17 protein-coding genes and 2 pseudogenes are annotated in these 18,928 nt (G+C 60.5%); 11 read left to right on the top strand and 8 right to left on the bottom strand.

The window, feature by feature from the left end; genetic code table 11:
• Positions 1-18 precede the first annotated feature (18 nt).
• The 3 genes from JWV26_RS22895 to JWV26_RS22885 are packed head-to-tail and all read right to left on the bottom strand — an operon-like array spanning position 19 to position 5,884.
• A complete protein-coding gene (locus JWV26_RS22895; RefSeq protein WP_206417897.1) occupies positions 19-3,168 on the bottom strand; it encodes an efflux RND transporter permease subunit in 3,150 nt (1,049 codons plus the stop codon).
• Positions 3,165-4,625 carry an efflux RND transporter periplasmic adaptor subunit gene (locus JWV26_RS22890; protein WP_206417896.1) on the bottom strand — a complete coding sequence of 487 codons (1,461 nt, stop codon included), beginning with the start codon at positions 4,623-4,625 and terminating at the stop codon, positions 3,165-3,167. The genes JWV26_RS22895 and JWV26_RS22890 overlap by 4 nt, the downstream gene beginning before the upstream one ends.
• Positions 4,622-5,884: a TolC family protein gene (locus JWV26_RS22885; protein ID WP_206417895.1), complete on the bottom strand. Its 1,263-nt coding sequence runs from the start codon at positions 5,882-5,884 to the stop codon at positions 4,622-4,624. The genes JWV26_RS22890 and JWV26_RS22885 overlap by 4 nt, the downstream gene beginning before the upstream one ends.
• A 574-nt stretch (positions 5,885-6,458) precedes the next feature.
• On the opposite strand from JWV26_RS22885, the pseudogene JWV26_RS22880 reads away from it, so the two are divergent.
• Positions 6,459-6,966: pseudogene (locus JWV26_RS22880) on the top strand (type I restriction endonuclease subunit R); the annotation flags it as partial.
• An 18-nt stretch (positions 6,967-6,984) separates the two neighbouring features.
• On the opposite strand, the gene JWV26_RS22875 reads toward JWV26_RS22880, so the two are convergent.
• Positions 6,985-7,206: a helix-turn-helix domain-containing protein gene (locus JWV26_RS22875; RefSeq protein WP_206417894.1), complete on the bottom strand. Its 222-nt coding sequence runs from the start codon at positions 7,204-7,206 to the stop codon at positions 6,985-6,987.
• Positions 7,207-7,307: 101 nt separating this feature from the next.
• Between JWV26_RS22875 and JWV26_RS22870 the strand changes: the two genes are divergently transcribed.
• The 6 genes from JWV26_RS22870 (at position 7,308) to greB (ending at position 11,335) form a co-directional block, all read left to right on the top strand.
• Positions 7,308-7,898, top strand: coding sequence for a hypothetical protein (locus JWV26_RS22870; RefSeq protein ID WP_206417893.1), 591 nt, complete (start codon positions 7,308-7,310; stop codon positions 7,896-7,898).
• Positions 7,895-9,295 carry a DEAD/DEAH box helicase gene (locus JWV26_RS22865; RefSeq protein ID WP_206417892.1) on the top strand — a complete coding sequence of 467 codons (1,401 nt, stop codon included), beginning with the start codon at positions 7,895-7,897 and terminating at the stop codon, positions 9,293-9,295. Before JWV26_RS22870 ends, JWV26_RS22865 begins: the two co-directional genes overlap by 4 nt.
• Before the next feature lie 90 nt (positions 9,296-9,385).
• Entirely contained in the window at positions 9,386-9,688 is a 303-nt protein-coding gene (locus tag JWV26_RS22860) for a hypothetical protein (RefSeq protein WP_206417891.1), read from the top strand.
• 120 nt (positions 9,689-9,808) lie between these two features.
• On the top strand, positions 9,809-10,072 hold the full coding sequence (locus JWV26_RS24610) for a BPSL0761 family protein (protein ID WP_338138740.1): 264 nt from the start codon (positions 9,809-9,811) through the stop codon (positions 10,070-10,072).
• Positions 10,073-10,086: 14 nt separating this feature from the next.
• Entirely contained in the window at positions 10,087-10,692 is a 606-nt protein-coding gene (locus JWV26_RS22855) for a DUF6088 family protein (protein ID WP_206417890.1), read from the top strand.
• A 175-nt stretch (positions 10,693-10,867) separates the two neighbouring features.
• Entirely contained in the window at positions 10,868-11,335 is a 468-nt protein-coding gene (gene greB, locus JWV26_RS22850) for a transcription elongation factor GreB (protein ID WP_206417889.1), read from the top strand.
• A gap of 92 nt (positions 11,336-11,427) precedes the next feature.
• Here greB and JWV26_RS22845 read toward each other — a convergent pair.
• The 3 genes and pseudogenes from JWV26_RS22845 to JWV26_RS22835 all read right to left on the bottom strand — a co-directional run.
• A pseudogene (locus JWV26_RS22845) lies at positions 11,428-11,598 on the bottom strand (transcription elongation factor GreB); the annotation flags it as partial.
• 54 nt (positions 11,599-11,652) lie between these two features.
• The gene (locus tag JWV26_RS22840; protein WP_196458123.1) at positions 11,653-14,157 is read right to left on the bottom strand and encodes an ABC transporter permease; all 2,505 of its coding nucleotides are present in this window, start codon (positions 14,155-14,157) and stop codon (positions 11,653-11,655) included.
• On the bottom strand, positions 14,157-14,840 hold the full coding sequence (locus JWV26_RS22835) for an ABC transporter ATP-binding protein (protein WP_072423874.1): 684 nt from the start codon (positions 14,838-14,840) through the stop codon (positions 14,157-14,159). The genes JWV26_RS22840 and JWV26_RS22835 overlap by 1 nt, the downstream gene beginning before the upstream one ends.
• Before the next feature lie 11 nt (positions 14,841-14,851).
• On the opposite strand from JWV26_RS22835, the gene JWV26_RS22830 reads away from it, so the two are divergent.
• The 3 genes from JWV26_RS22830 to JWV26_RS22820 all read left to right on the top strand — a co-directional run bounded on the left by JWV26_RS22830 (position 14,852) and on the right by JWV26_RS22820 (position 16,854).
• Positions 14,852-15,457, top strand: a complete 606-nt coding sequence (locus JWV26_RS22830) for an arylesterase (RefSeq protein WP_079783693.1) — start codon at positions 14,852-14,854, stop codon at positions 15,455-15,457.
• Between the two features lie 88 nt (positions 15,458-15,545).
• On the top strand, positions 15,546-15,827 hold the full coding sequence (locus tag JWV26_RS22825; protein WP_017676788.1) for a hypothetical protein: 282 nt from the start codon (positions 15,546-15,548) through the stop codon (positions 15,825-15,827).
• A 70-nt stretch (positions 15,828-15,897) separates the two neighbouring features.
• A complete protein-coding gene (locus JWV26_RS22820; RefSeq protein WP_206417888.1) occupies positions 15,898-16,854 on the top strand; it encodes a L,D-transpeptidase family protein in 957 nt (318 codons plus the stop codon).
• A 152-nt stretch (positions 16,855-17,006) separates the two neighbouring features.
• Here the strand turns inward: JWV26_RS22820 and oprI are convergent, their stop codons facing one another.
• Positions 17,007-17,258 (bottom strand): outer membrane lipoprotei OprI, encoded by a 252-nt coding sequence (gene oprI, locus JWV26_RS22815; protein WP_003239826.1) that lies wholly within the window; start codon positions 17,256-17,258, stop codon positions 17,007-17,009.
• A 271-nt stretch (positions 17,259-17,529) separates the two neighbouring features.
• On the opposite strand from oprI, the gene JWV26_RS22810 reads away from it, so the two are divergent.
• Positions 17,530-18,903, top strand: a complete 1,374-nt coding sequence (locus tag JWV26_RS22810) for a GntP family permease (RefSeq protein ID WP_206417887.1) — start codon at positions 17,530-17,532, stop codon at positions 18,901-18,903.
• Positions 18,904-18,928: the final 25 nt, after the last annotated feature.

Raw genomic sequence — 18,928 nt, 5'->3', positions numbered from 1 at the left:
TCACCTGAGCGTCTGGAGTTACAGCGCCTGCGGAGCGCGAACTTTTCCTGTGCGCTGTCTTCGCATCAGCCAGTAGGCTGCCGGCAAGACCAGCATGGACATCAGCGGGGCGGTGATCATGCCGCCAACCATGGGGGCGGCAATGCGCTTCATCACCTCTGAACCTGCTCCACCGCCCCAGAGAATGGGCAGCAGGCCGGCGATGATCACGGCAACCGTCATCACCTTGGGACGGACGCGAAGCACCGCGCCTTCACGAATGGCCTCAAGCAGGGCCGGATCACCGCTGCGTCCGGAGTCCAGTCGAGCATGCCAGGCGTTCTTCAGATACAACAGCATGATCACCCCGAACTCGGCCGAGACGCCGGCCAGGGCAATGAAGCCGACCCCAGTGGCCACCGACAGGTTGAAGCCGAACCAATAGAGCAGCCAGATGCCTCCCGACAGGGCGAAGGGCAGGGTGGCCATGATCAGCAGGGCCTCGCTGAAGCGGCTGAAGGTCAGGTAGAGCAGCACGAAGATAATCAACAAGGTCGCCGGCACCACCCAGGACAGCCGTGCATTGGCGCGCTCCAGGAACTCGAATTGACCGGAGTAAGAAACGGTCATGCCGGCGTCGAGTTGTACCCGCTCAGCTACGCGTTGCTGCAGCTCGCGCACGGTTGATGCCAGGTCGCGCCCGCGAACATCGACATAGACCCAGCCGGACAGGCGCCCGTTCTCGCTGCGCAGCATCGGCGGCCCTTCGCTCAGGCTAATCTGGGCGACGGTGCCCAAGGTGATCTGCTGGCCAGCAGGGGTGAGGATCGGCATACGCCTTAGCGCCTGCGGACTGTCCCGCCACTCCTTGGGGTAGCGCAGGTTGATCGGAAAGCGGGCCAATCCTTCGACCGTCTCGCCGATGTTGCTGCCGCCAATGGCACCCGATACCACCGCCTGTACGTCGGCAATGCTCAGGCCGTAGCGTGCCGCGGCCAGGCGATCGATCTGGATATCCACATAGCGTCCGCCGGTGAGGCGCTCTGCCAGCGCGGAGCTCACCCCAGGCACGCCTTTGGCCACCGCCTCGATATCGCGAGTAATGCGTTCGATATCGGCCAGCGAGGTTCCGGAGACCTTCACGCCGATGGGGCTCTTGATCCCCGTGGCCAGCATGTCGATGCGGTTGCGAATTGGCGGCACCCAGATGTTGGACAGCCCTGGGACTTTCACCGCCCGATCCAGCTCTTCAATCAGCTTCTCCGGCGTCATTCCCGCGCGCCATTGTTCGCGCGGCTTGAATTGCACGGTGGTCTCGAACATTTCCAGCGGCGCCGGATCGGTAGCTGTCTCCGCTCGCCCGGCTTTGCCAAATACCCGGGCCACCTCCGGCACAGTGAGGATCATGCGGTTGGTTTGCTGCAGCAGCTGGGTTGCCTTGCTCGCCGGCAAGCCGGGCAGGGCCGAAGGCATGTACAACAGATCGCCTTCGTCCATGGGCGGCAGGAACTCTCCCCCGAGTCTGCTGAGGGGCCACAGACTGGACACAAAGACCAGCACGGCCAGCGCCAAGGTCACCTTGGGCCAGGCCAGCACCCACTCCAGCACCGGCCGGTATGCGCCGATCAGCCAGCGGTTCAAGGGATTTTGCTGTTCGCTGGGGATATGCCCACGAATCCAGTAGCCCATCAGCACCGGTACCAGGGTGACCGAGAGGCCGGCGGCGGCGGCCATGGCATAGGTCTTGGTGAAGGCCAGAGGGCCGAACAGGCGTCCTTCCTGGGCCTCCAGGGTAAATACCGGGAGGAACGATAGGGTGATGATCAGCAGGCTGAAGAAGAGTGCCGGTCCGACTTCGGCTGCGGCTTCGCCGATCACTCGCCAGTGCGCCTCGCCTTGGAGCGGCTCATTGGGGTGCCGAGCCTTCCAGGCCTCGATGTGCTTGTGCGCGTTCTCGATCATCACCACGGCGGCATCGACCATGGCGCCGATGGCGATGGCGATCCCGCCGAGCGACATGATGTTGGCATTGACGCCCTGGTAGCGCATGACGATGAAGGCCATCAGGATGCCCAGGGGCAGGGTGATGATCGCCACCAGCGACGAACGCAGGTGCCAGAGAAAGATCAGGCAAACCAAGGCAACCACCACGAACTCTTCCAGCAGCTTGTAGCTGAGGTTGTCGATGGCACGGTCGATCAGTTGCGAACGGTCATAGGTAGTGACCACTTCGACGCCGTTGGGCAGGCTGGCTTTCAGGCTGTCCAGCTTGGTCTTCACGGCAGCGATAGTGTCCCTGGCATTCTTGCCGGAGCGCAGGATGACCACGCCACCGACCACTTCACCCTGGCCGTCCAATTCGGCGATACCGCGACGCATCTCTGGCCCCAGTTGAATGGTGGCCACCTGGCCTAGCAGCACCGGAATTCCGCTTGCCGAAGCCCGCAGCGGCACATTGCGAAAATCATCCAGGCTCTCCAAATAGCCCGAGGCCCGCACCATGTACTCGCGCTCCGCCAGCTCCAGGATGGCGCCTCCGGTTTCCTGGTTGGCGCTCTTCAGCGCCGCTTCGACTTCCTGCTGGGTCACCCCATAAGCCACCATCTTCTGCGGATCGAGCAGCACCTGATACTGTTTGACCATACCGCCGAGGGTGGCCACCTCGGCCACATTGGGTAGGCTCTTGAGCTCGTACTTGAGAAACCAGTCCTGAAGTGCACGCAGCTGGGACAGGTCATGCTGGCCGCTACGGTCGACCAATGCGTACTGATAGATCCAGCCCACGCCGGTGGCATCCGGGCCTAGAGTGGTGGTGACGCCCTCCGGCAGGCGTTCCTGGGCCTGGTTGAGGTACTCCAGCACTCGCGAGCGGGCCCAGTAAAGATCGGTGTCGTCCTCGAACAGCACGTAGACGAAGGAGTCGCCGAAGAACGAGTAGCCGCGCACCGTCTTCGCCCCCGGAACCGAGAGCATGGTGGTGGCCAGCGGATAGGTCACCTGGTTCTCGACAATTTGCGGCGCCTGGCCGGGAAAGCTGGTTCTGATGATGACCTGGGTGTCGGAGAGATCCGGTAACGCGTCCACCGGCGTGTTGCGCAACGACCAGATACCTAAAGCGGTGATGAACAGGGTCGCCAGCAGCACCAGGAAGCGGTTACCTATCGACCAGTGGATCAGGCGCGCGATCATGGCTGCTCTCCTTGCTTGTCGAGCTGCTCTATTTGCAAGCCGGAGTCCGTCTGACGAGCGCCGATGCGTACGTGATCCCCGGGCTTGAGTCCCGCAGCTACTTCAGGGCTGGCCAGCGGAAATGCCATGGTCATGCCGGGCATGTTCAGGCTCTCGAATGGACCGTGCTCCAGGGTGACCTCCTCGGCGTCCAGGGCACGAATCACGCCATGGGACTCATGGAGTTCCTTTGCATTGTCCTGCTCGACAGAGCTGGCCACGACACCCTGGAGGCTGGCCTCCGAGTCGATCAGGAACTGGCCGGAGGTAACGACCGACTGTCCTTCCTCAAGACCGGACAACACCTCCAGACGCCCGTCGGCCTCGCGGCCCAAAGTGATCTCCAGGGGGCGGTAGCGCCCATCGGCTTCGGCCAGCATCACCAGCGCACGCTTACCGGTGCGAATCACGGCTTCACTCGGGACCAGTAGCGCGGGCTGTTCGACGGTGCTGTTCAGGCGCACGGCGGCGAACATGCCGGGACGCAATTTACCGGCGGGATTGGCGAGCTCGCTGCGTACCGTGAGCGTACGCGTCTGCGGGTCGGCACTCGGTAGCAGGGCAACGACACGACCTTGCAGAGGCTGTTCTGGGAAGGCGGTCAGGGTGGCGGTGATGCTCGCGCCAAGCTGAACCGCTCCAGCTTGGTCTTCGGGGATTGCGGCATCGAGCCAGACCGTGGACAGCCCGTTGATCCGCGCCAGGTCCTGGCCGGCTGCCACGGTCATCCCGGTACGCACGTCCAATGCCTGCAGCTCGCCTGCGATGGGCGTGGTGATGGTCTGAACCGCCCGTGGCTGGCCGCTGCGACGAACCTGCTCGACCAACGATTGAGGCATGCCCAGCAGGCGCAGGCGCTCCTGGGTCGCACTTATCAAGCGTGTGTCAGCAGTACGCAACACAGCCAGGAACTCCAGCTGGGCGGCAGACCATTCGGGAATCAGCAGGTCGACGAGGGGCGTACCGGCGGGCAATACATCGCCAGGGGCGTGTCCGTAGACCCGTTCGACGAACCCACCCGCTCGGGCCTGCAGGTTCGCCACCTCGCGCTGGTTATAGCCCAGGGAGCCGACGGCCTCGATACCCGAAGGCAGCACACCGCGAGTTACTGGCGCGGTGCGCATCCCGAGGTTTTGCACGGCTTGCGAGGGCACGCTCAGGGTCGAGGAGTCCTGCCCTGCATCTGCGTACTTGGGGACAAGCTCCATATCCATGAAGGGGGACTTGCCCGGTTTATCGAAGCGCTGCTCAGGTTGCATCGGGTCATACCAGTAGAGCACTTTGCGCTCATCCGTCGGTGCGGGGGTTGGCATCACCTCATGGTTGGCCGGCCTCTCGGCCAGCCAGTAGCCACCCCCGGCCGCGGCAATGCCCATGGTCAGCAAGGCCGCGGAAAAACCTAATGCTGAAATCTTCATTGCAGGCCCTCCACATAGGCGTAGTACAAGCTCGCGGAGAGCTGGCTCAGCTTGCGCTGCTGTTCGATCTGTCGCAGCTGAGCCTCGATCAGCTCGCGCTGGGCGGTGATGACGGATGCCAGCTGACTGTTGCCGGCCTGATAGGCGGCCAATTCGAGATCGGCACGTTTACTCGCCAGAGGGATCAAGGTTTTCTCGGTACGTGCCAGAGCTCTGCGTAGTTGCTCCAACTCGGCAAGGCCGCTTTCCAACTCAGCCTGATGGGCGCGCAGCAGCACTTCCTGCTCGGCCTCCATCTGCGACACGCTCTGTTGCTTGGCGTTGATCTTGGGGCCCTGACGCGTGCCGACGAACAACGGCAGGTCGAAGGTAAACTGCACCATCACCATGTCGCCGAACTGGTTGTCGCGGTTGTTGTAGGCAAATTCTACGCCCCAGTCAGGTGTCTTCTCGGCTACAGCTTCATTCAACTCTGCACTGGCCTCGCCAACCCGGGCAGATGCGGCACGCAAGTCTGGATGCTGAGCCAATCGGTGCTGCAGATGGGGGGCGTCCAAGCTCAGGTTGGGTACATCTCCCGCCAGAAGCTGATCGGCTTCGTTGCCTATCCAGCGGCGCAGCTTGGCCCGAGCTATCGCCACGTCTCGACTCAGCTCATCCCGCCGATCCTGCAAAGCCAAAGCCTCCTGGTCGGCCTGCAGCAGTTCGCCAGGCTGAGCGCTGCCGCCGGCGATCAGCGATTGCACCGTCGAGCGGAGCAGCTCGATCTGACGGTCCAGTTGATCGAAGAGACCAACACTGTGCTCGGCGTAGTACACATCCAGCCAGCTCAATGCGGTCTGGCGTTTGACCTCAAGCTGCATGGCGCGCTGCTCGGCCTCGGCCCGGACAACGGAGGCCTCGGCCAACTGGCGGCGGGCCTGGCGTTTGTCACCATTGGGAACCTCTTGCATGAGTCCAATGCGGCGCATGGTCATCGAATCCCGATTCAGGGTGTAACGATCAGGCCCTTCGATGGGCAGGTTATCGATGCCGAGAATCAGCTTGGGATCGGGCAGGGCGTCTGCGGGACCTACGGCCTGCTGTGCCGAGGCGACCTGTGCTTGTCGTGCCAGGTTCTCAGGTGCGCGCTGCTCGGCGAGCGCTTGCGCTCGTTCGAAGGTTAGGGGCTGCGCCTGTGCAGCAACCCAGGGAACTGCACAGAATGCGGCAGCTAACACACCGAGATAGCCACGGCGTGGGAAAAGGAAAGCGGGCATGCTTTCGCCTCCAATGCGATTGATCGAGGTCGCCACCAAAAGCGTGGTCGCAACGATGCGCCTGGTTTAAAGGCGCGAAGATCACTGCATTAGACGAAACGAGGAGGGCGCCAGAGTCCTGCGGGCTCTCGCTTAATCACCGACTGGGTCAGCAATATCTCGGGGCGTGAGGGAAGAGGGGATATGCTCTTGATCACGGTGGTCTGGAGAAGTCCTCCGGTCTTGCATTCCTGGCCGGATTTGCAGGGGGACTTACTGGCCACCCCATCAGACTTATCCATTTGCTCGCAGCACGGAGCATCGGCCATTGCATGGCCCTGATGATCGGCGCTCTGCATCGGGCAAGGTTGTGCAGGCATGCTGAAAGCCATACCGCCGAAGGTCGGCAGCACGAGGCTAGCAATCATTACCAGGATCAATCCAATCCGACGCACAGCAATTCACCAGGCGGGGCGATAGGGCGACAATAGCAGATTGCCCCGAGGCATGAACGCTCGTTTTGGCGATAACAGCACTTCGTTGATTTGGATCAAATAGAGTGTCATGCAGGGTAGGGTGCCGAAAGCAGAGCTTTGTGGATCTCCTGGATCAAGACGATATGGATGTGGGCGAGCTGCAATTGAGCCGCTATCACCTGTGCAAGCGTGCTGACCATCAGCTACGTTCGAGTGAAGAGCACGGCGACTGCTGCCTCGCCCAGGCCAGCGCACTCGGCAGCAGCAAGGCCTATGATTCGGAGAAAAGCGCCTGTCGGAAATCATCGAGGCGCTGAACGATACCTTCGGTGCCGAAGTGAGCGATGAGGATCAGCTGCAGTTCCTCACCGGCATCGCCAATCGCATTAGCCGCCAGGAGGATGTGATGGCCCAGGTCAACAAGCACTCAGTCGAACAGGTGATGCACGTCCTTTTCCCCAAGCGCGCGTGCTGGACACCGTACTGGACGCCATGACCGACCACGAGAAACTGTCGCTGGAAGTGCTGGATAATGAGACCAAGAGCCGGGCGTTTGCGTTGGTGATTTTGAAGATGCTGACGGCCGCTGGCGGTTTGGGACAAGGTAGTAGCGGCGCTACTGTCTGACCGTATTACGTGCTCGGATTAGATTTCAGACGGCTGTGGCAGAAGGCTTGAAGGGTCGCAGGCGAGTTCGCCTGCGATGCGGTATAGCTTCTCGACGGTGATGTTGACCTCGCCACGCTCGATCCGCCCTACATAGCTGCGGTCGAGACTGCACGCCAGCGCCAATGCGTCCTGGGAAATCCGGCAGGCCTTCCTCTGCATTCGGATGCGTTCCCCTAACGCTTTCGCCAACTTTTCCATGACCGTCTCAATTCAACTTGAGGCGGCACTATCGTGCGTTTGCGGACGCACAGGCCACGGATTATAATCCGCATTTTCGCGCTAATTCTTCTGGTGCCTCAATGAAATCGGCCTCGTTTATCTTCGACAGGCGTCTGTATGAGCTGCTTCAGGAGCCAGGGCGTACATCGTTTACGACCCGCGAACTGCGCGATGCGTATGCCGCTCGCTTGAGTGGCACACAATTCCGTATCGCCGATGTGCGCCGCTATGTGTATGAGCAGATCCGCCGATTAGTGCGCGCAGGCTGGGTTGTGCTGGATGAGGATCGTCGTGTTCGAGGGCAGGTCTACCACCTGCAGCCGATTCCGGTACATCTTCAACTGGAATTGATCGACAACGGTTTCGAGAACAGCCTTATGGCTGCCGGAGTGCCCGAACTAGGCACGGCAGCACGCGACGTGGAAGCTTTGCCGCTTAAGCCGTCAGCCAATACGGATTTGCAGTTGGAGACGCTCCACAAGGAAATCCGCTTGGACTTTCTCACTTCAATGGGCGAAGCGGAGCGATTCAAGCTGCTTCTGGACGAGATGCCGCATTTACGGGACAAGGTTGAAGGCGATTACCTGGAAGCTAGGGATCGCAGTTCTCGCCTCTTGGGGCATCTGCGCGCCATCGAAAAGACTCTCAAAACGCTCGCCGCATCACGATGAGCAGATCGCTGCGCAGCTGGCAGAACAGCTGCATCACCAAGGCGTTGGAGCACTTTACCGTCACGCCGCACTTCTTATGCCAGGCAACGCCGGGAGCCGGAAAGACGCGCATGGCTGCAGAGCTGGCCAGCCGACTGCTTGAGCAGGACAGAATCGATTTGGTGCTGTGCTTTGCGCCGTCCTGCCAGGTCGTGGAGGGTTTTCGTTCGACCTTTGCGGCTGTGCTAGGCAGGCGTCTCGACGGCCAGATAGGTGCCGTGGGCGCGGCCTATACCTATCAGGCTATGGAATACCGTGATGAGGGATTCTGGCAGCTTCTTGATGACTACCGGGTGTTCGTGGTCTTCGATGAGATCCACCATTGCGCCGGCCACGATCCGCTGCTCAGCAATGCCTGGGGGCAGCAGATACTGCATCGGATACAGGATCGGGCTGCCTTCACGTTGGCTCTGTCTGGCACGCCCTGGCGTTCGGACGACAAGGCCATCGCATTGGCTCGTTACTCTTCGCCCGACGGGTATTTGATCTGTGATTACCGTTATGGCTTGAAAGATGCCATTGCCGACGACGTGTGCCGATCACCTCGAATTGTATTGCTCGACAATCAGAAGGTGAAACTTACGGAAGAGCTTGGCGCAGATAGCTCCGTGAGGCTGTTTCCCAGTATCGCCAAGCTTTTGGGCGAGTCACCTGTCACCTATGAGGAACTGCTGCGTCATGACGAGGTAATCAATCCAATCCTCGATCTTGGCTGTAGCAAGCTGAACGAGCTACGCCAGATCAAACCTGATGCCGCTGGTTTGGTGGTGGCCACAGACATCGAACACGCCCAGCAAGTTGCACTGGCTCTAGAAGCAATGGGTGAAGAGTGCTGCATCGTGACCAATAAAACCCCGGATGCGCAGCAGGTGATCAATGCATTCCGGAGCAGCGCCTGCCGCTGGATTATCGCCGTCGGAATGATCAGCGAAGGCACTGACATTCCCCGCCTGCAAGTGTGCTGCTACCTCAGCCGTATCCGCACCGAACTGCATTACCGGCAAGTGCTGGGGCGAGTGCTGCGGCGCACAGGCGAGTCCGACGACCAGGCATGGCTATTCATGTTGGCGGAACCGACGCTTCAGGGTTTTGCGGAGCGAATTGCGGATGACTTGCCTGATGACCTGGCAGTTTTGAGCGATGTGCAGATGCCTGGTTTTACTCCAGGCTCCAGGTCTGAGCCGATGGGCACTTTGGGTCATGTAGCAGGTTTCGACGGTGCGGGGTTAGGTGGTGCAGAACCGGGTATTGGATCGCAGCCTACGAACATCATTTCGCTGGGTGGCTATGCAATTGAGCCCGCTTACCAGGTCAGCTTTTCCCAGCATTATCGGCAGCAGCTACTGGCTTGTTTTTGATGCTCAGCCAGTCGAGGCTGATCCAATGATGTTGGTGTTCATGAATCCATAACCGGTCGGCGTCGTGTGGAACGTAATCGTGAGGTGTGCATGGAGATTAAGTCGCAGGCATTGGTCGATGTCGTTGGAGATGTGATCTGCGACGTGTGCCGCTCTGGCACGCGTATTCCCGGCTATGGTCCCCAATACGGCAAGCTTGAAGCCCAATGGGGATATGGCTCGCAGCATGACGGCGAGCACTACCGGGTGCATCTCTGCGAGCCCTGCTTCTTCAGGGTGCTGAGTGGATTGCGGCGGGAGCGTATGGTCAATGGCATGTTCGATGATGAGCAGCCATTTGCTTCCGAAGATTTTGGTCTGGTCAGCAAAGACAACTACTGGGGAAAGAACTGATTGTCGGGTTGAAAATCCATCAGCCGCACCACGTCGAATCGCGGACAAATTAGGGGTAAGCGCGCGGCTTGCCCGTTCTGGTCTCGTAGATTGGAATAACTGAATAAGGAGGTAGCCGCTTTGACCCTTCCGCATGAAAGAACCCGGAGTGTCGTCAAGACCGAAGCTTTTCTTCGCGACCTCTCTCGTAACACCGAGCTACCTGATGACATTCGCAGCTATGCGAAAAGCCTGCTCAGACACTACCCGTCCGCCGAACAAGTTTTCTCGCTGGGGCGCCTCGAAGAGTGCCTGGCAAACGACGCTCAAGATGATGAATATCGGCGAAGGGTGATTGCGTTCCATCAGCCGCTTTTCAGTTCGTCGTTAGACTTCACGCTATAGGCGTGAACGCCACGATGCTCAGCACTGATCAAGCCCAATCGGTATCCGCCCGGATTGCGCAACGAGTCAAGCGCCTACCTAAAGGGCAACCGTTCAGCATTAGCCGTTTCACTGGGTTTGGAACGAAAAACGCCGTATCCAAAGCAATAGCTCGACTGGTCAACCGAGGCGAGCTCGAACGGGTGTATCGCGGGATCTATATGCGCCCGAAACCCGGACGATACGTTGCAAGGGCTCGGCCCAATCCCTGGAAATTGATTAGCCTGATTGTCAAGCAGAAGCGCCTGTCTCTGCAGATCCATGGTGCCGATGCCGTCAGGAGATTTGGGCTCAGCACCCAGATGCCGCTAATTCCAATCTATTACACCAACGGAGCCAGCCGTTCAGTATTCATAGGTAAGGCTGAAATCCGGCTGATACATGCGGCACCGATGGTAATGCAGTGCGCTGGGACGGAGGTGGGCATGGCTATCAGTGCTTTGTTTTATCTCGGTAAAGAAGGCGCTACTCCGGGGTGCGTTGCTGCGATCAAGAAGGCACTAAGGCCCGAAGATCTGTCCAAATTGATGGTCTGCAAAACGCCGAAATGGATGCGAATGGCGTTGGAGCGAAATGACTGAATCGCTACCCTATGACCCGAGTAGGAGTGGTTGCTTTTTGAGTCCATGAGTAAAGTGCAGGCCGGGTTTCATAGAAGCCATAGGCGAAAAACTGGGGAGATTCCAGTGTCTAGACCTGTTGGTCTGAAAATCTTCCTGTAAAGAATCAGCATTGGAAATACGAATCGGATCCCTCTTGAGCACGAGCATCATCACGAAGGAAGGCCACGAAGCGCTGAAAAAGGAACTCGATTACCTCTGGCGTGAAAAGCGGCCCGACATCACTCGTAAGGTTACGTGGGCTGCTTCACTTGGTGATCGCTCTGAAAATGCTGACTATCAGTACAACAAGAAACTGCTACGTGAGATTGATCGCAGGGTCAGGTATCTGCGCAAGCGGCTCGAAGATGTGCGCGTGATCGAGTACTCGCCTGAGCAGGAAGGTAAGGTCTTCTTTGGAGCCTGGGTAGAGATTGAGAACGATGATGGGGAGGTCAAGAAATTCAGGATCGTAGGGTACGACGAGATCTACGGTCGCAAAGATTACATCTCGATCGACTCTCCAATGGCACGTGCGCTTTTGAAGAAATCAGTCGGCGAGGAGGCTGTTGTTCAGACTCCGAGTGGAGAAACTCTGTGGTGGATCAATGAGATTTCATACTGAAAAGTATGCCAAAAGGAGTGCGCATACTATTCATATGAGATTGAATTTATTGGTTTTTTTGCAAAATAGTATCTGTATTGGGGTTCTAGCATGTATTCGGCGTTCTCCGAGCGATCGCCCTGGGCCGCCGCTTCGCTGACTGATTGCGTCACCTGTGGCCTGCGCACATGCCACAACTCATGAAGTTCGGCGCGCAGTCGTGCTTCGCCCTCTGGCGTGATCAGTGGTGTACCGGCAGGGCGAGGGGGACGATAGCGGCTCATGGTGTCTCGGGTATGAAGAGGGGCGGCAAGTTTAGCAAACCCCTCTCACGGTTCTCAGCCTTCGCGTAGCACGCTCAACGGGCTGGCATTCAGTGCGCGGCGGGTGCCGAGCACGCCGGCCAGACCGATCAGCAGGGCGCCGATCAGCGGCAGCAGAAGCAGCCATGGGTGCGGTTGCCAGCTCATGTCGAATGCGTAGCGATAGAGCAGAAAGCTCACCAGCTCGCAGCCAAGCGCGGCCAGCAGGCCGGCAGCCGCGCCGAGCAGGCCGAACTCGGCGCGGCGAGCGCTGATCAGCAGCTTGCGTTCGGCACCCAGTGCGCGCAGCAGCGCGCCCTGGCGGATGCGTTCGTCCAGTGTCGCCTGCAGCCCAGCGAGCAGCACGGTGATGCCGGCGGCGAGTACGAACAACAGCACGTACTCGATGGCCAGGGTGACCTGAGCGAGGATGCTGCGCAGTTGCGCCAGCAGGGCGTCGACCTGCAGCAGCGTCACGCTGGGGAAGGCGCGACTGAGCGTTATGAGCTCCGCATCCTGGCCGGGCGGCAGGTAAAAGCTGGTCAGATAGGTGGCAGGCAGGTCCTGCAGGGTCTGCGGCTCGAAGATCATGTAGAAGTTGGGCTGGAAACTGTCCCAATCCACCTGGCGCAGGCTGGTGACCTGCGCGTCGCGTTCGATCCCGCCGACATTGAAACGCAATTGGTCGCCGAGCTTCAGTTGCAGGCTTTCGGCCAGCTCGGATTCGACGGAAACGCCAGGCAGCTCGCTGGCGTGCGCAGCGCCCCACCAATTACCAGCGGTGATCAGGTTGTCGGATGGCAGGTCCTCGGCCCAGGTCAGGCTCAGGTCGCGCTGGATGGCGCGCTCGCCGCGACTTTCCTTGGTTACCAATTGGCGTACCGGCTCACCGTTGATCATGATCAGTCGGCCTGGCACCACGGGATACAGCGGGGCAGGATGCGGCGATAGCTCGGCCAGGCGTGCGGCGAACGCGTCGCGCTCGGCAGGCAGCACATTGAGGGCGAAATGATTGGGCGCGTCCTCCGGCAACTGGTCCTGCCAGGTATCGAGCAGCTCGCCGCGCAGCAGGGCGATCAGCGCCATGGCCAGCAGGATCAGGCCGAACGCCAGCGATTGCCCGGCTGCAGCCAGCGGATGGCGCAGCAGTTGGCCCAGGCCCAGGCGCCAGGGCAGGGCAGCGCGCTGCAGCAGGCGGCGCAGGCTTTGCAAGCCGAGCAACAACAGGCCGCCGAGTAGCAATGCGGCGAGTAGTCCGCCACCCAGTAATGCCAGCGTCAGGCGCAGATCCAGGCTCAGGCGCCACATGATCAAACCCAGTGCGATCAGCGCTGCACCGTAGACCAGCCAGGAGCTGGCCGGCACCGGCAGGATATCGCGGCGCAAGACGCGCAGCGGCGGCACGCGGCCGAGCGCGGCCAGCGGCGGCAGGGCGAAACCGGCCAATGCCACCAGGCCGGTGGCCATGCCGGCCAATGCGGGCCACAGGTCGGCAGGCGGCAGATCATCCGGGATCAGCCCGCGCAGCAGATAGAAGAGCACGTGTTGGCCGGCCCAGCCCAGCAGCGCGCCGATCAGGCAGGCGATCAGCCCGAGCAACGCCAGCTGCAGGCCGAACAGGGCCAACGCTTCACGCCGTGATAGCCCGAGGCAACGCAGCAGCGCGCTGGCATCGAAGCGCCTCGCCGCGAAGCGAGCGGCCGAGAGTGCTACCGCGACACCAGCGAGCAACACAGCTGCCAGGCTGGCCAGGTTCAGATAACGTTCCGCGCGGCCGAGGGCGCCGCCGACCTGGCGATTGCCATCGCGAGCGTCGTCCAGGCGCTGATTGGGTTCCAGGCCGGCTTCGACTGCCTGACGGTAGGCCGCCAGGGCATTGGCATCACCGCGCCAGAGTTCACGAAAGCGTACACGGCTACCGGGTTGTACCACTTCAGTCGCGGCAAGGTCGTCCAGGTGCATCAGCACGCGCGGCGTCAGGCTGTAAAAGTCGCCAGCAGTGTCCGGGTCATAGGTGAGCACACGGCTCAAGCGCAGGGTTTTGGCGCCTATTTCCAGTTCATCGCCAATCTTCAGATTCAGCGCGACCATCAGGCGCGCTTCGGCCCAGACTTCTCCGGGGCGCGGGCCGGAACCCGCTTCCTCTGGTGCGTAGGGTTCGGCAGCGCTCCTGAGTTCGCCGCGCAGCGGATAAAGGGTATTGGCTGCCTTGACGCTGGCCAGCTGAATGCCTTCTTGGGCCGCCACCACACTGGAAAACTCCACCGCTTGTGCGTGATCGAGACCCAGCTTGAGCCCCGCGTCTATCTGTTCCTGGCTGGCCGGCGAGCTGCCGCTCAGGCGCAGGTCGGCGGCGAGAAATTCGCTGGCACGCAGCAGCATGGCGTCATTCAGGCGTGCGCTGAAATAACCGATGGCGCTGCTGGCGGCCACCGCGACCAGCAAGGCGAAGAACAGCACCCGCAATTCGCCGGCGCGGGCATCGCGCAGCAGTTGGCGGGCAGCGAGCGAAAACAGGCGAGTGACGGGCACGCGTTTCATCAGGGCTCCACGCGATCGATCAGGTGTCCGGCTTCCAGGCGAATCAGGCGCTGGCAGCGGTGCGCCAGGCGCTCGTCGTGGGTGACCAGCACCAGGGTGGTACCGCGTTCCTGGTTGAGCTGAAAGAGCAGATCGCTGATGCGTTCTCCGGTGTGGCTGTCGAGGTTGCCGGTGGGCTCATCGGCGAACAGCACGTCCGGCTCTGCAGCGAAGGCGCGGGCAATGGCCACGCGCTGTTGCTCGCCACCGGATAGCTGGCGTGGGTAGTGCGTCAGACGTTGACCCAGGCCGACGCGCTCGAGCAGCGCCCGGGCACGCTGGCGCGCATCGGCGTGGCCTTCCAGCTCCAGCGGCAGCATCACGTTCTCCAGCGCGTTGAGGCTGTCGAGCAACTGGAACGACTGGAATACGAAACCCACATGCTCGGCGCGCAGGCGCGCACGCTGGTCTTCATCGAGTTCGCTGAGGTTCTTGCCGGCCAGCAGTACGGCGCCGCCGCTTGGCAGGTCCAGACCGGCGAGCAATCCGAGCAGAGTGGATTTGCCAGAGCCTGAGGCGCCGACGATGGCCAGGCTGTCGCCTTTGCTCAGTTCAAGATCGAGGTCATGGAGGATGGTCAGCTCGCCTTCCGCGCTGCTGACCACTTTGTTAAGGTTCCGCGCAGCGAGAATGCTCGAAGTCATGGAGATTCCAAATGCGTGCATGGTGGTTGAGTGGTGCCTTGACCCTGATGCTCTGGGCTCAGGGAGCGGTTGCAGGCACCCTGCTTGTGGTCGGCGATAGTATCAGCGCCGCTTTTGGCCTGGATAGCCGCCAGGGCTGGGTCGCCTTGCTGGAAAAACGCCTCGAAGAAGAGGGTTTCGAGCACTCGGTGGTCAATGCCTCGATCAGTGGCGACACCAGCGCAGGCGGCGCTGCGCGGCTCTCTGCGCTGCTTGCAGAGCACAAGCCGGAGCTGGTCATCATCGAGTTGGGCGGCAACGATGGTCTGCGTGGCCAGCCACCAGCGCAATTGCAACAGAATCTTGCGTCGATGATCGATAGATCGCAGTCTGCCGGTGCCGATGTGCTGCTTCTCGGTATGCGTTTGCCACCCAACTATGGCGCGCGCTACACCACGTCTTTCGCCCAGGTTTTCGCTGATTTGGCGGAGCAGAAGAAGGTGCCGCTGGTGCCGTTCTTTCTCGAGGGTGTCGGTGGTGTGCCGGGGATGATGCAGGCCGATGGCATTCACCCGACCGAGTCCGCGCAGGCGGTGTTGCTGGAGAATGTCTGGCCGACGCTCAAGCCGCTGCTGTAAGACCTGTTTCGGCGGAAAACAGAGTAGGTACAGGCTTTTCCGCCTCAAGCCTTTCGGCTAATGTGGCCGACCTGTCACGGAGCCCCAGATGCCGCGTCCCGCCTGGTCCCTTTATGCCTACCAATTGATCGAGCCGGATGAGCAGCTGGATCTGTTCGCCTGTCGTGAGGTACGTGTACATCTGGTGGCCCGCCAGTTGCGTCTGGGCGGGCATGCTGATCGCACGCTCTGCGGTGGCTTGCTGCCAGCGCAACCGCGTTGGCGGGCGCTGGAAAAGGTCTGGCTGCGTGACCGTCGTCTGTGTCCTGCTTGCCTGGCGGCATTCGAGGCGCAGCGCCAGGGGCTGTGCTCGAATTGGGCGGATGGCTGACGTCTGCCCGGCTTGCGAACCACGGTGTACAATCGCCGCAATATCATTCAATTCTTCAAGGGACTCCCGGATGTTGTCGCGCTTTTCTGCGGTCAACCGCTGCCTGACTCTGGTCGCACTGTGCTCCAGCGCTGCGGTACAGGCACTCGAACTTCCACTGCCGCCGTCAGGCGAGGATGTGGTAGGCCAGGTACAGGTGATCAAGGCCAAGTACGAAGACACCTTCGCCGATCTGGGAACGGCCAATGATCTAGGCTATCTGGAAATGGTCGCGGCCAACCCGGGTGTCGATCCTTGGTTGCCGGGCGAGGGCACCGAGATCATCCTGCCTACTCGCTACGTGCTGCCTCCAGGGCCGCGTGAGGGCATCGTGATCAACCTGGCCGAATATCGTCTGTATTACTTCCCGAAAGGCCAGAATGTGGTGCACACCTTCCCGCTGGGCATCGGCCGTGAGGGCTGGGGTTCGCCGCTGGGCACAGGCCGCGTGACCGTGAAAACGCCGAACCCGGCCTGGTATCCACCGAAGTCGATTCGCGAAGAGCATGCGGCCGAAGGCGACATTCTGCCCACTGTGGTGCCGCCTGGCCCGGATAACCCGCTGGGGCCGTACAAGATGACGCTGTCGTTCCCTGGCTACCTGATCCATGGCTCGAACAAGAAGTTCGGCATCGGCATGCGCGTCAGTCATGGCTGCTTCCGCATGCTCAATCACAACGTGCTGGAGCTGGCGGGTATGGTGCCGGTCGGTACGCCGGTACGCATCATCAACGAGCCCTACAAGTTTGGTGTAAGCAGCGGCAAGATCTATCTGGAAGCACATGCGCCACTGGATGATGAGGGTGACCCCTCTGTTGTCGACAAGCACACTGCGGTGATCAATGCGTTGCTCAAGCGTGACGAACTCAGCGGACTGCGCCTTGACTGGGAGATGGTCCGTGAGGTGGTTGCTGCCGAGGACGGTATGCCGGTACCTATCGCGGCGCAGACCGATAACGTGGTGGCGAGCAACGACAACCCGTTCTGATTCGGCAAAGTTGCAGAAAGCCCGCTTGCATTCGTGTACGCGGGTTTTTTATTGCCCGGCAATCGAGCTGTTCAGAGAGGGCCAGGTCATGAGCAGGCAATAAAAAAGCCGCACCAGTTGCCTGGGGCGGCTTTCGAAAAAACGAGTCGCAATTACTTGCGGCTGGCTTTTTCCAGCATGCGCAGAGCGCGCTCGTTAGCTTCGTCAGCAGTCTGCTGAGCTTTCTGAGCAGCGGCCAGAGCTTCATCGGCCTTGCGGTAGGCTTCGTCAGCACGGGCTTGAGCGCGAGCAGCTGCGTCTTCGGTAGCAGTCAGACGAGCTTCGGTTTCTTTGGACATGCTGCTGCAACCGGTAGCCAGAACTGCGGCCAGAGCCAGAGCAGAGAATTTCAGAACGTTGTTCATCGTGTTCCCCTTGAGGTGGAGTTTTCCATAAAGAGCAATTCCCCAACTGCGGGAAATTAGCCGGCGTACATACTACCTATTACTTTTAGTAAGTAAACGGAGCCAGGGCAAGAGTTGCAGTTTTTTTTCTTGCGGCAGGACGCCGAAGGATAGAGCCTGCGTGGGCTGGCTAAAAAATAGTCAGTTACGCATTCGATACAGTGCTGCGGTTGTACGAGCTGTTATAACTGTCCCGGTTTTCAAACTAAAACAATAAAAGAGGGAGATGCAGATGCTTGGGAATCTGGGGCTTTTGCTGGGCTTGTCGCTACTAATTTTCATGGCGTTGCGCGGGGTGAACATATTCATCGCCGCATTGCTGTGTTCGATTCTGGTGGCTCTCACCAATGGCGTCGCCGTATCAGGTGCATTGCTCGAGCACTTTCCATTCGGCCCCTTGGGCGCATTCACCTTTGCTGGCAAGTTCTTCGTGCTGTTTCTCTGTGGTGCGATCTTCGGCAAGGTCATGGCGGCCAGCCAGGCAGCCAGCAGTATTGCTCAGGCCATTACCCGCGGCCTGGGCACGCAGCGTACGCTCTGGGTGGCGATGCTGGTGTGTGCGGTTCTCACCTATGGCGGGGTGGTGGTATTCGTGGTGATCTTCACCATGTATCCGCTGGGCATCACCCTGATGCGCGAGGCCAATCTGCCCAAACGATTGTTCTGTGCCGCCACTGCACTGGGGGCGGGAACCTTCACCATGACGGCCTTGCCTGGCTCACCGTCGATTCATAATGTGATCGCAGCCAGTGCGCTGGGCACCGACCTGTTCGCCGGCGCCTGGATTGGTCTGTTCGCCTCGCTGGTGATGATCGCTCTGGGCATGGCCTATCTGCAGCGCGAATGGCGCCTGGCGCGCGAGCGAGGCGAGGGGTTCGAGCCGAACGCGCAGGACGAGCGTATGCAGCAGCTTGCCGGTGTGCCGGGTAGCGGTCCACATTGGGGTATGGCGTTGGTGCCGATCATCGTGGTGTTGGGGATCATTCTCCTGCCGCGTCTGCTCGCTCTGTCTGGTGCAGCTGTGCCAGGTGCGGGGGCGCTGGGTGGGCTGTTGGCCTTCAGTCAGGCGCAGCCGATTCTCTGGCCCAGTCTGGCCCTGGTGATCGCTACCGGGGTGGCTGTGCTGATGTTTCCGGCGTTGCGCCACAATACTGTCGGCTTGCTGGGGCAGGGGGCTGACGATGCGATCATGCCGCTGCTCAATACCGCTGCGGTGATCGGCTTTGGCGGGGTGGTTACTCAGACCGCAGGTTTCGCCCAATTCGCTCAATGGATATTGGGGGTGGATCTGCCGCCGCTGTTGTCGGTGTTCGCCTCGGTCAGTGTGGTCTCGGGGATCGTCGGTTCGTCGTCTGGTGGCCTGCAGATTTTCATGCAGACGCTGGCGCCGCGTTATCTCGAGATGGGTGTGGAACCCGAGGTGCTGCACCGCATCGCCAACATCACCGCTGGCGGGCTCGATTCGCTGCCGCATTGCGGAGCGGTGATCGCGATGCTGATGATCATGGGGCTGACTCACAAGCAGGCATACAAGGATATCTTCGTCATCACGGTACTTATCCCGGTGATTGCGGCTCTGCTCTGCATTGCAGTCTTGAGCTTCTGATTGCTCGTGGCTGGGCGGTTCGGCG

The sequence above is a fragment of the Ectopseudomonas toyotomiensis genome, assembly GCF_017167985.1.
GTDB classification, from domain to species: Bacteria; Pseudomonadota; Gammaproteobacteria; order Pseudomonadales; family Pseudomonadaceae; genus Aquipseudomonas; species Aquipseudomonas toyotomiensis.
This window is presented reverse-complemented; position numbering and strand designations above follow the sequence as displayed.

What these genes read in the sequence shown, in the direction of transcription:
- JWV26_RS22895 (WP_206417897.1), bottom strand. Translation starts at nt 3,168, where the DNA reads ATGATCGCGCGCCTGATCCACTGGTCGATAGGTAACCGCTTCCTGGTG.
- JWV26_RS22840 (WP_196458123.1), bottom strand. Translation starts at nt 14,157, where the DNA reads ATGAAACGCGTGCCCGTCACTCGCCTGTTTTCGCTCGCTGCCCGCCAA.
- JWV26_RS22865 (WP_206417892.1), top strand. Translation starts at nt 7,895, where the DNA reads ATGAGCAGATCGCTGCGCAGCTGGCAGAACAGCTGCATCACCAAGGCG.
- JWV26_RS22875 (WP_206417894.1), bottom strand. Translation starts at nt 7,206, where the DNA reads ATGGAAAAGTTGGCGAAAGCGTTAGGGGAACGCATCCGAATGCAGAGG.
- JWV26_RS22890 (WP_206417896.1), bottom strand. Translation starts at nt 4,625, where the DNA reads ATGAAGATTTCAGCATTAGGTTTTTCCGCGGCCTTGCTGACCATGGGC.
- JWV26_RS22860 (WP_206417891.1), top strand. Translation starts at nt 9,386, where the DNA reads ATGGAGATTAAGTCGCAGGCATTGGTCGATGTCGTTGGAGATGTGATC.
- JWV26_RS22810 (WP_206417887.1), top strand. Translation starts at nt 17,530, where the DNA reads ATGCTTGGGAATCTGGGGCTTTTGCTGGGCTTGTCGCTACTAATTTTC.
- JWV26_RS22835 (WP_072423874.1), bottom strand. Translation starts at nt 14,840, where the DNA reads ATGACTTCGAGCATTCTCGCTGCGCGGAACCTTAACAAAGTGGTCAGC.
- JWV26_RS22825 (WP_017676788.1), top strand. Translation starts at nt 15,546, where the DNA reads ATGCCGCGTCCCGCCTGGTCCCTTTATGCCTACCAATTGATCGAGCCG.
- JWV26_RS22830 (WP_079783693.1), top strand. Translation starts at nt 14,852, where the DNA reads ATGCGTGCATGGTGGTTGAGTGGTGCCTTGACCCTGATGCTCTGGGCT.
- JWV26_RS22855 (WP_206417890.1), top strand. Translation starts at nt 10,087, where the DNA reads ATGCTCAGCACTGATCAAGCCCAATCGGTATCCGCCCGGATTGCGCAA.
- oprI (WP_003239826.1), bottom strand. Translation starts at nt 17,258, where the DNA reads ATGAACAACGTTCTGAAATTCTCTGCTCTGGCTCTGGCCGCAGTTCTG.
- JWV26_RS22820 (WP_206417888.1), top strand. Translation starts at nt 15,898, where the DNA reads ATGTTGTCGCGCTTTTCTGCGGTCAACCGCTGCCTGACTCTGGTCGCA.
- JWV26_RS22870 (WP_206417893.1), top strand. Translation starts at nt 7,308, where the DNA reads ATGAAATCGGCCTCGTTTATCTTCGACAGGCGTCTGTATGAGCTGCTT.
- JWV26_RS22885 (WP_206417895.1), bottom strand. Translation starts at nt 5,884, where the DNA reads ATGCCCGCTTTCCTTTTCCCACGCCGTGGCTATCTCGGTGTGTTAGCT.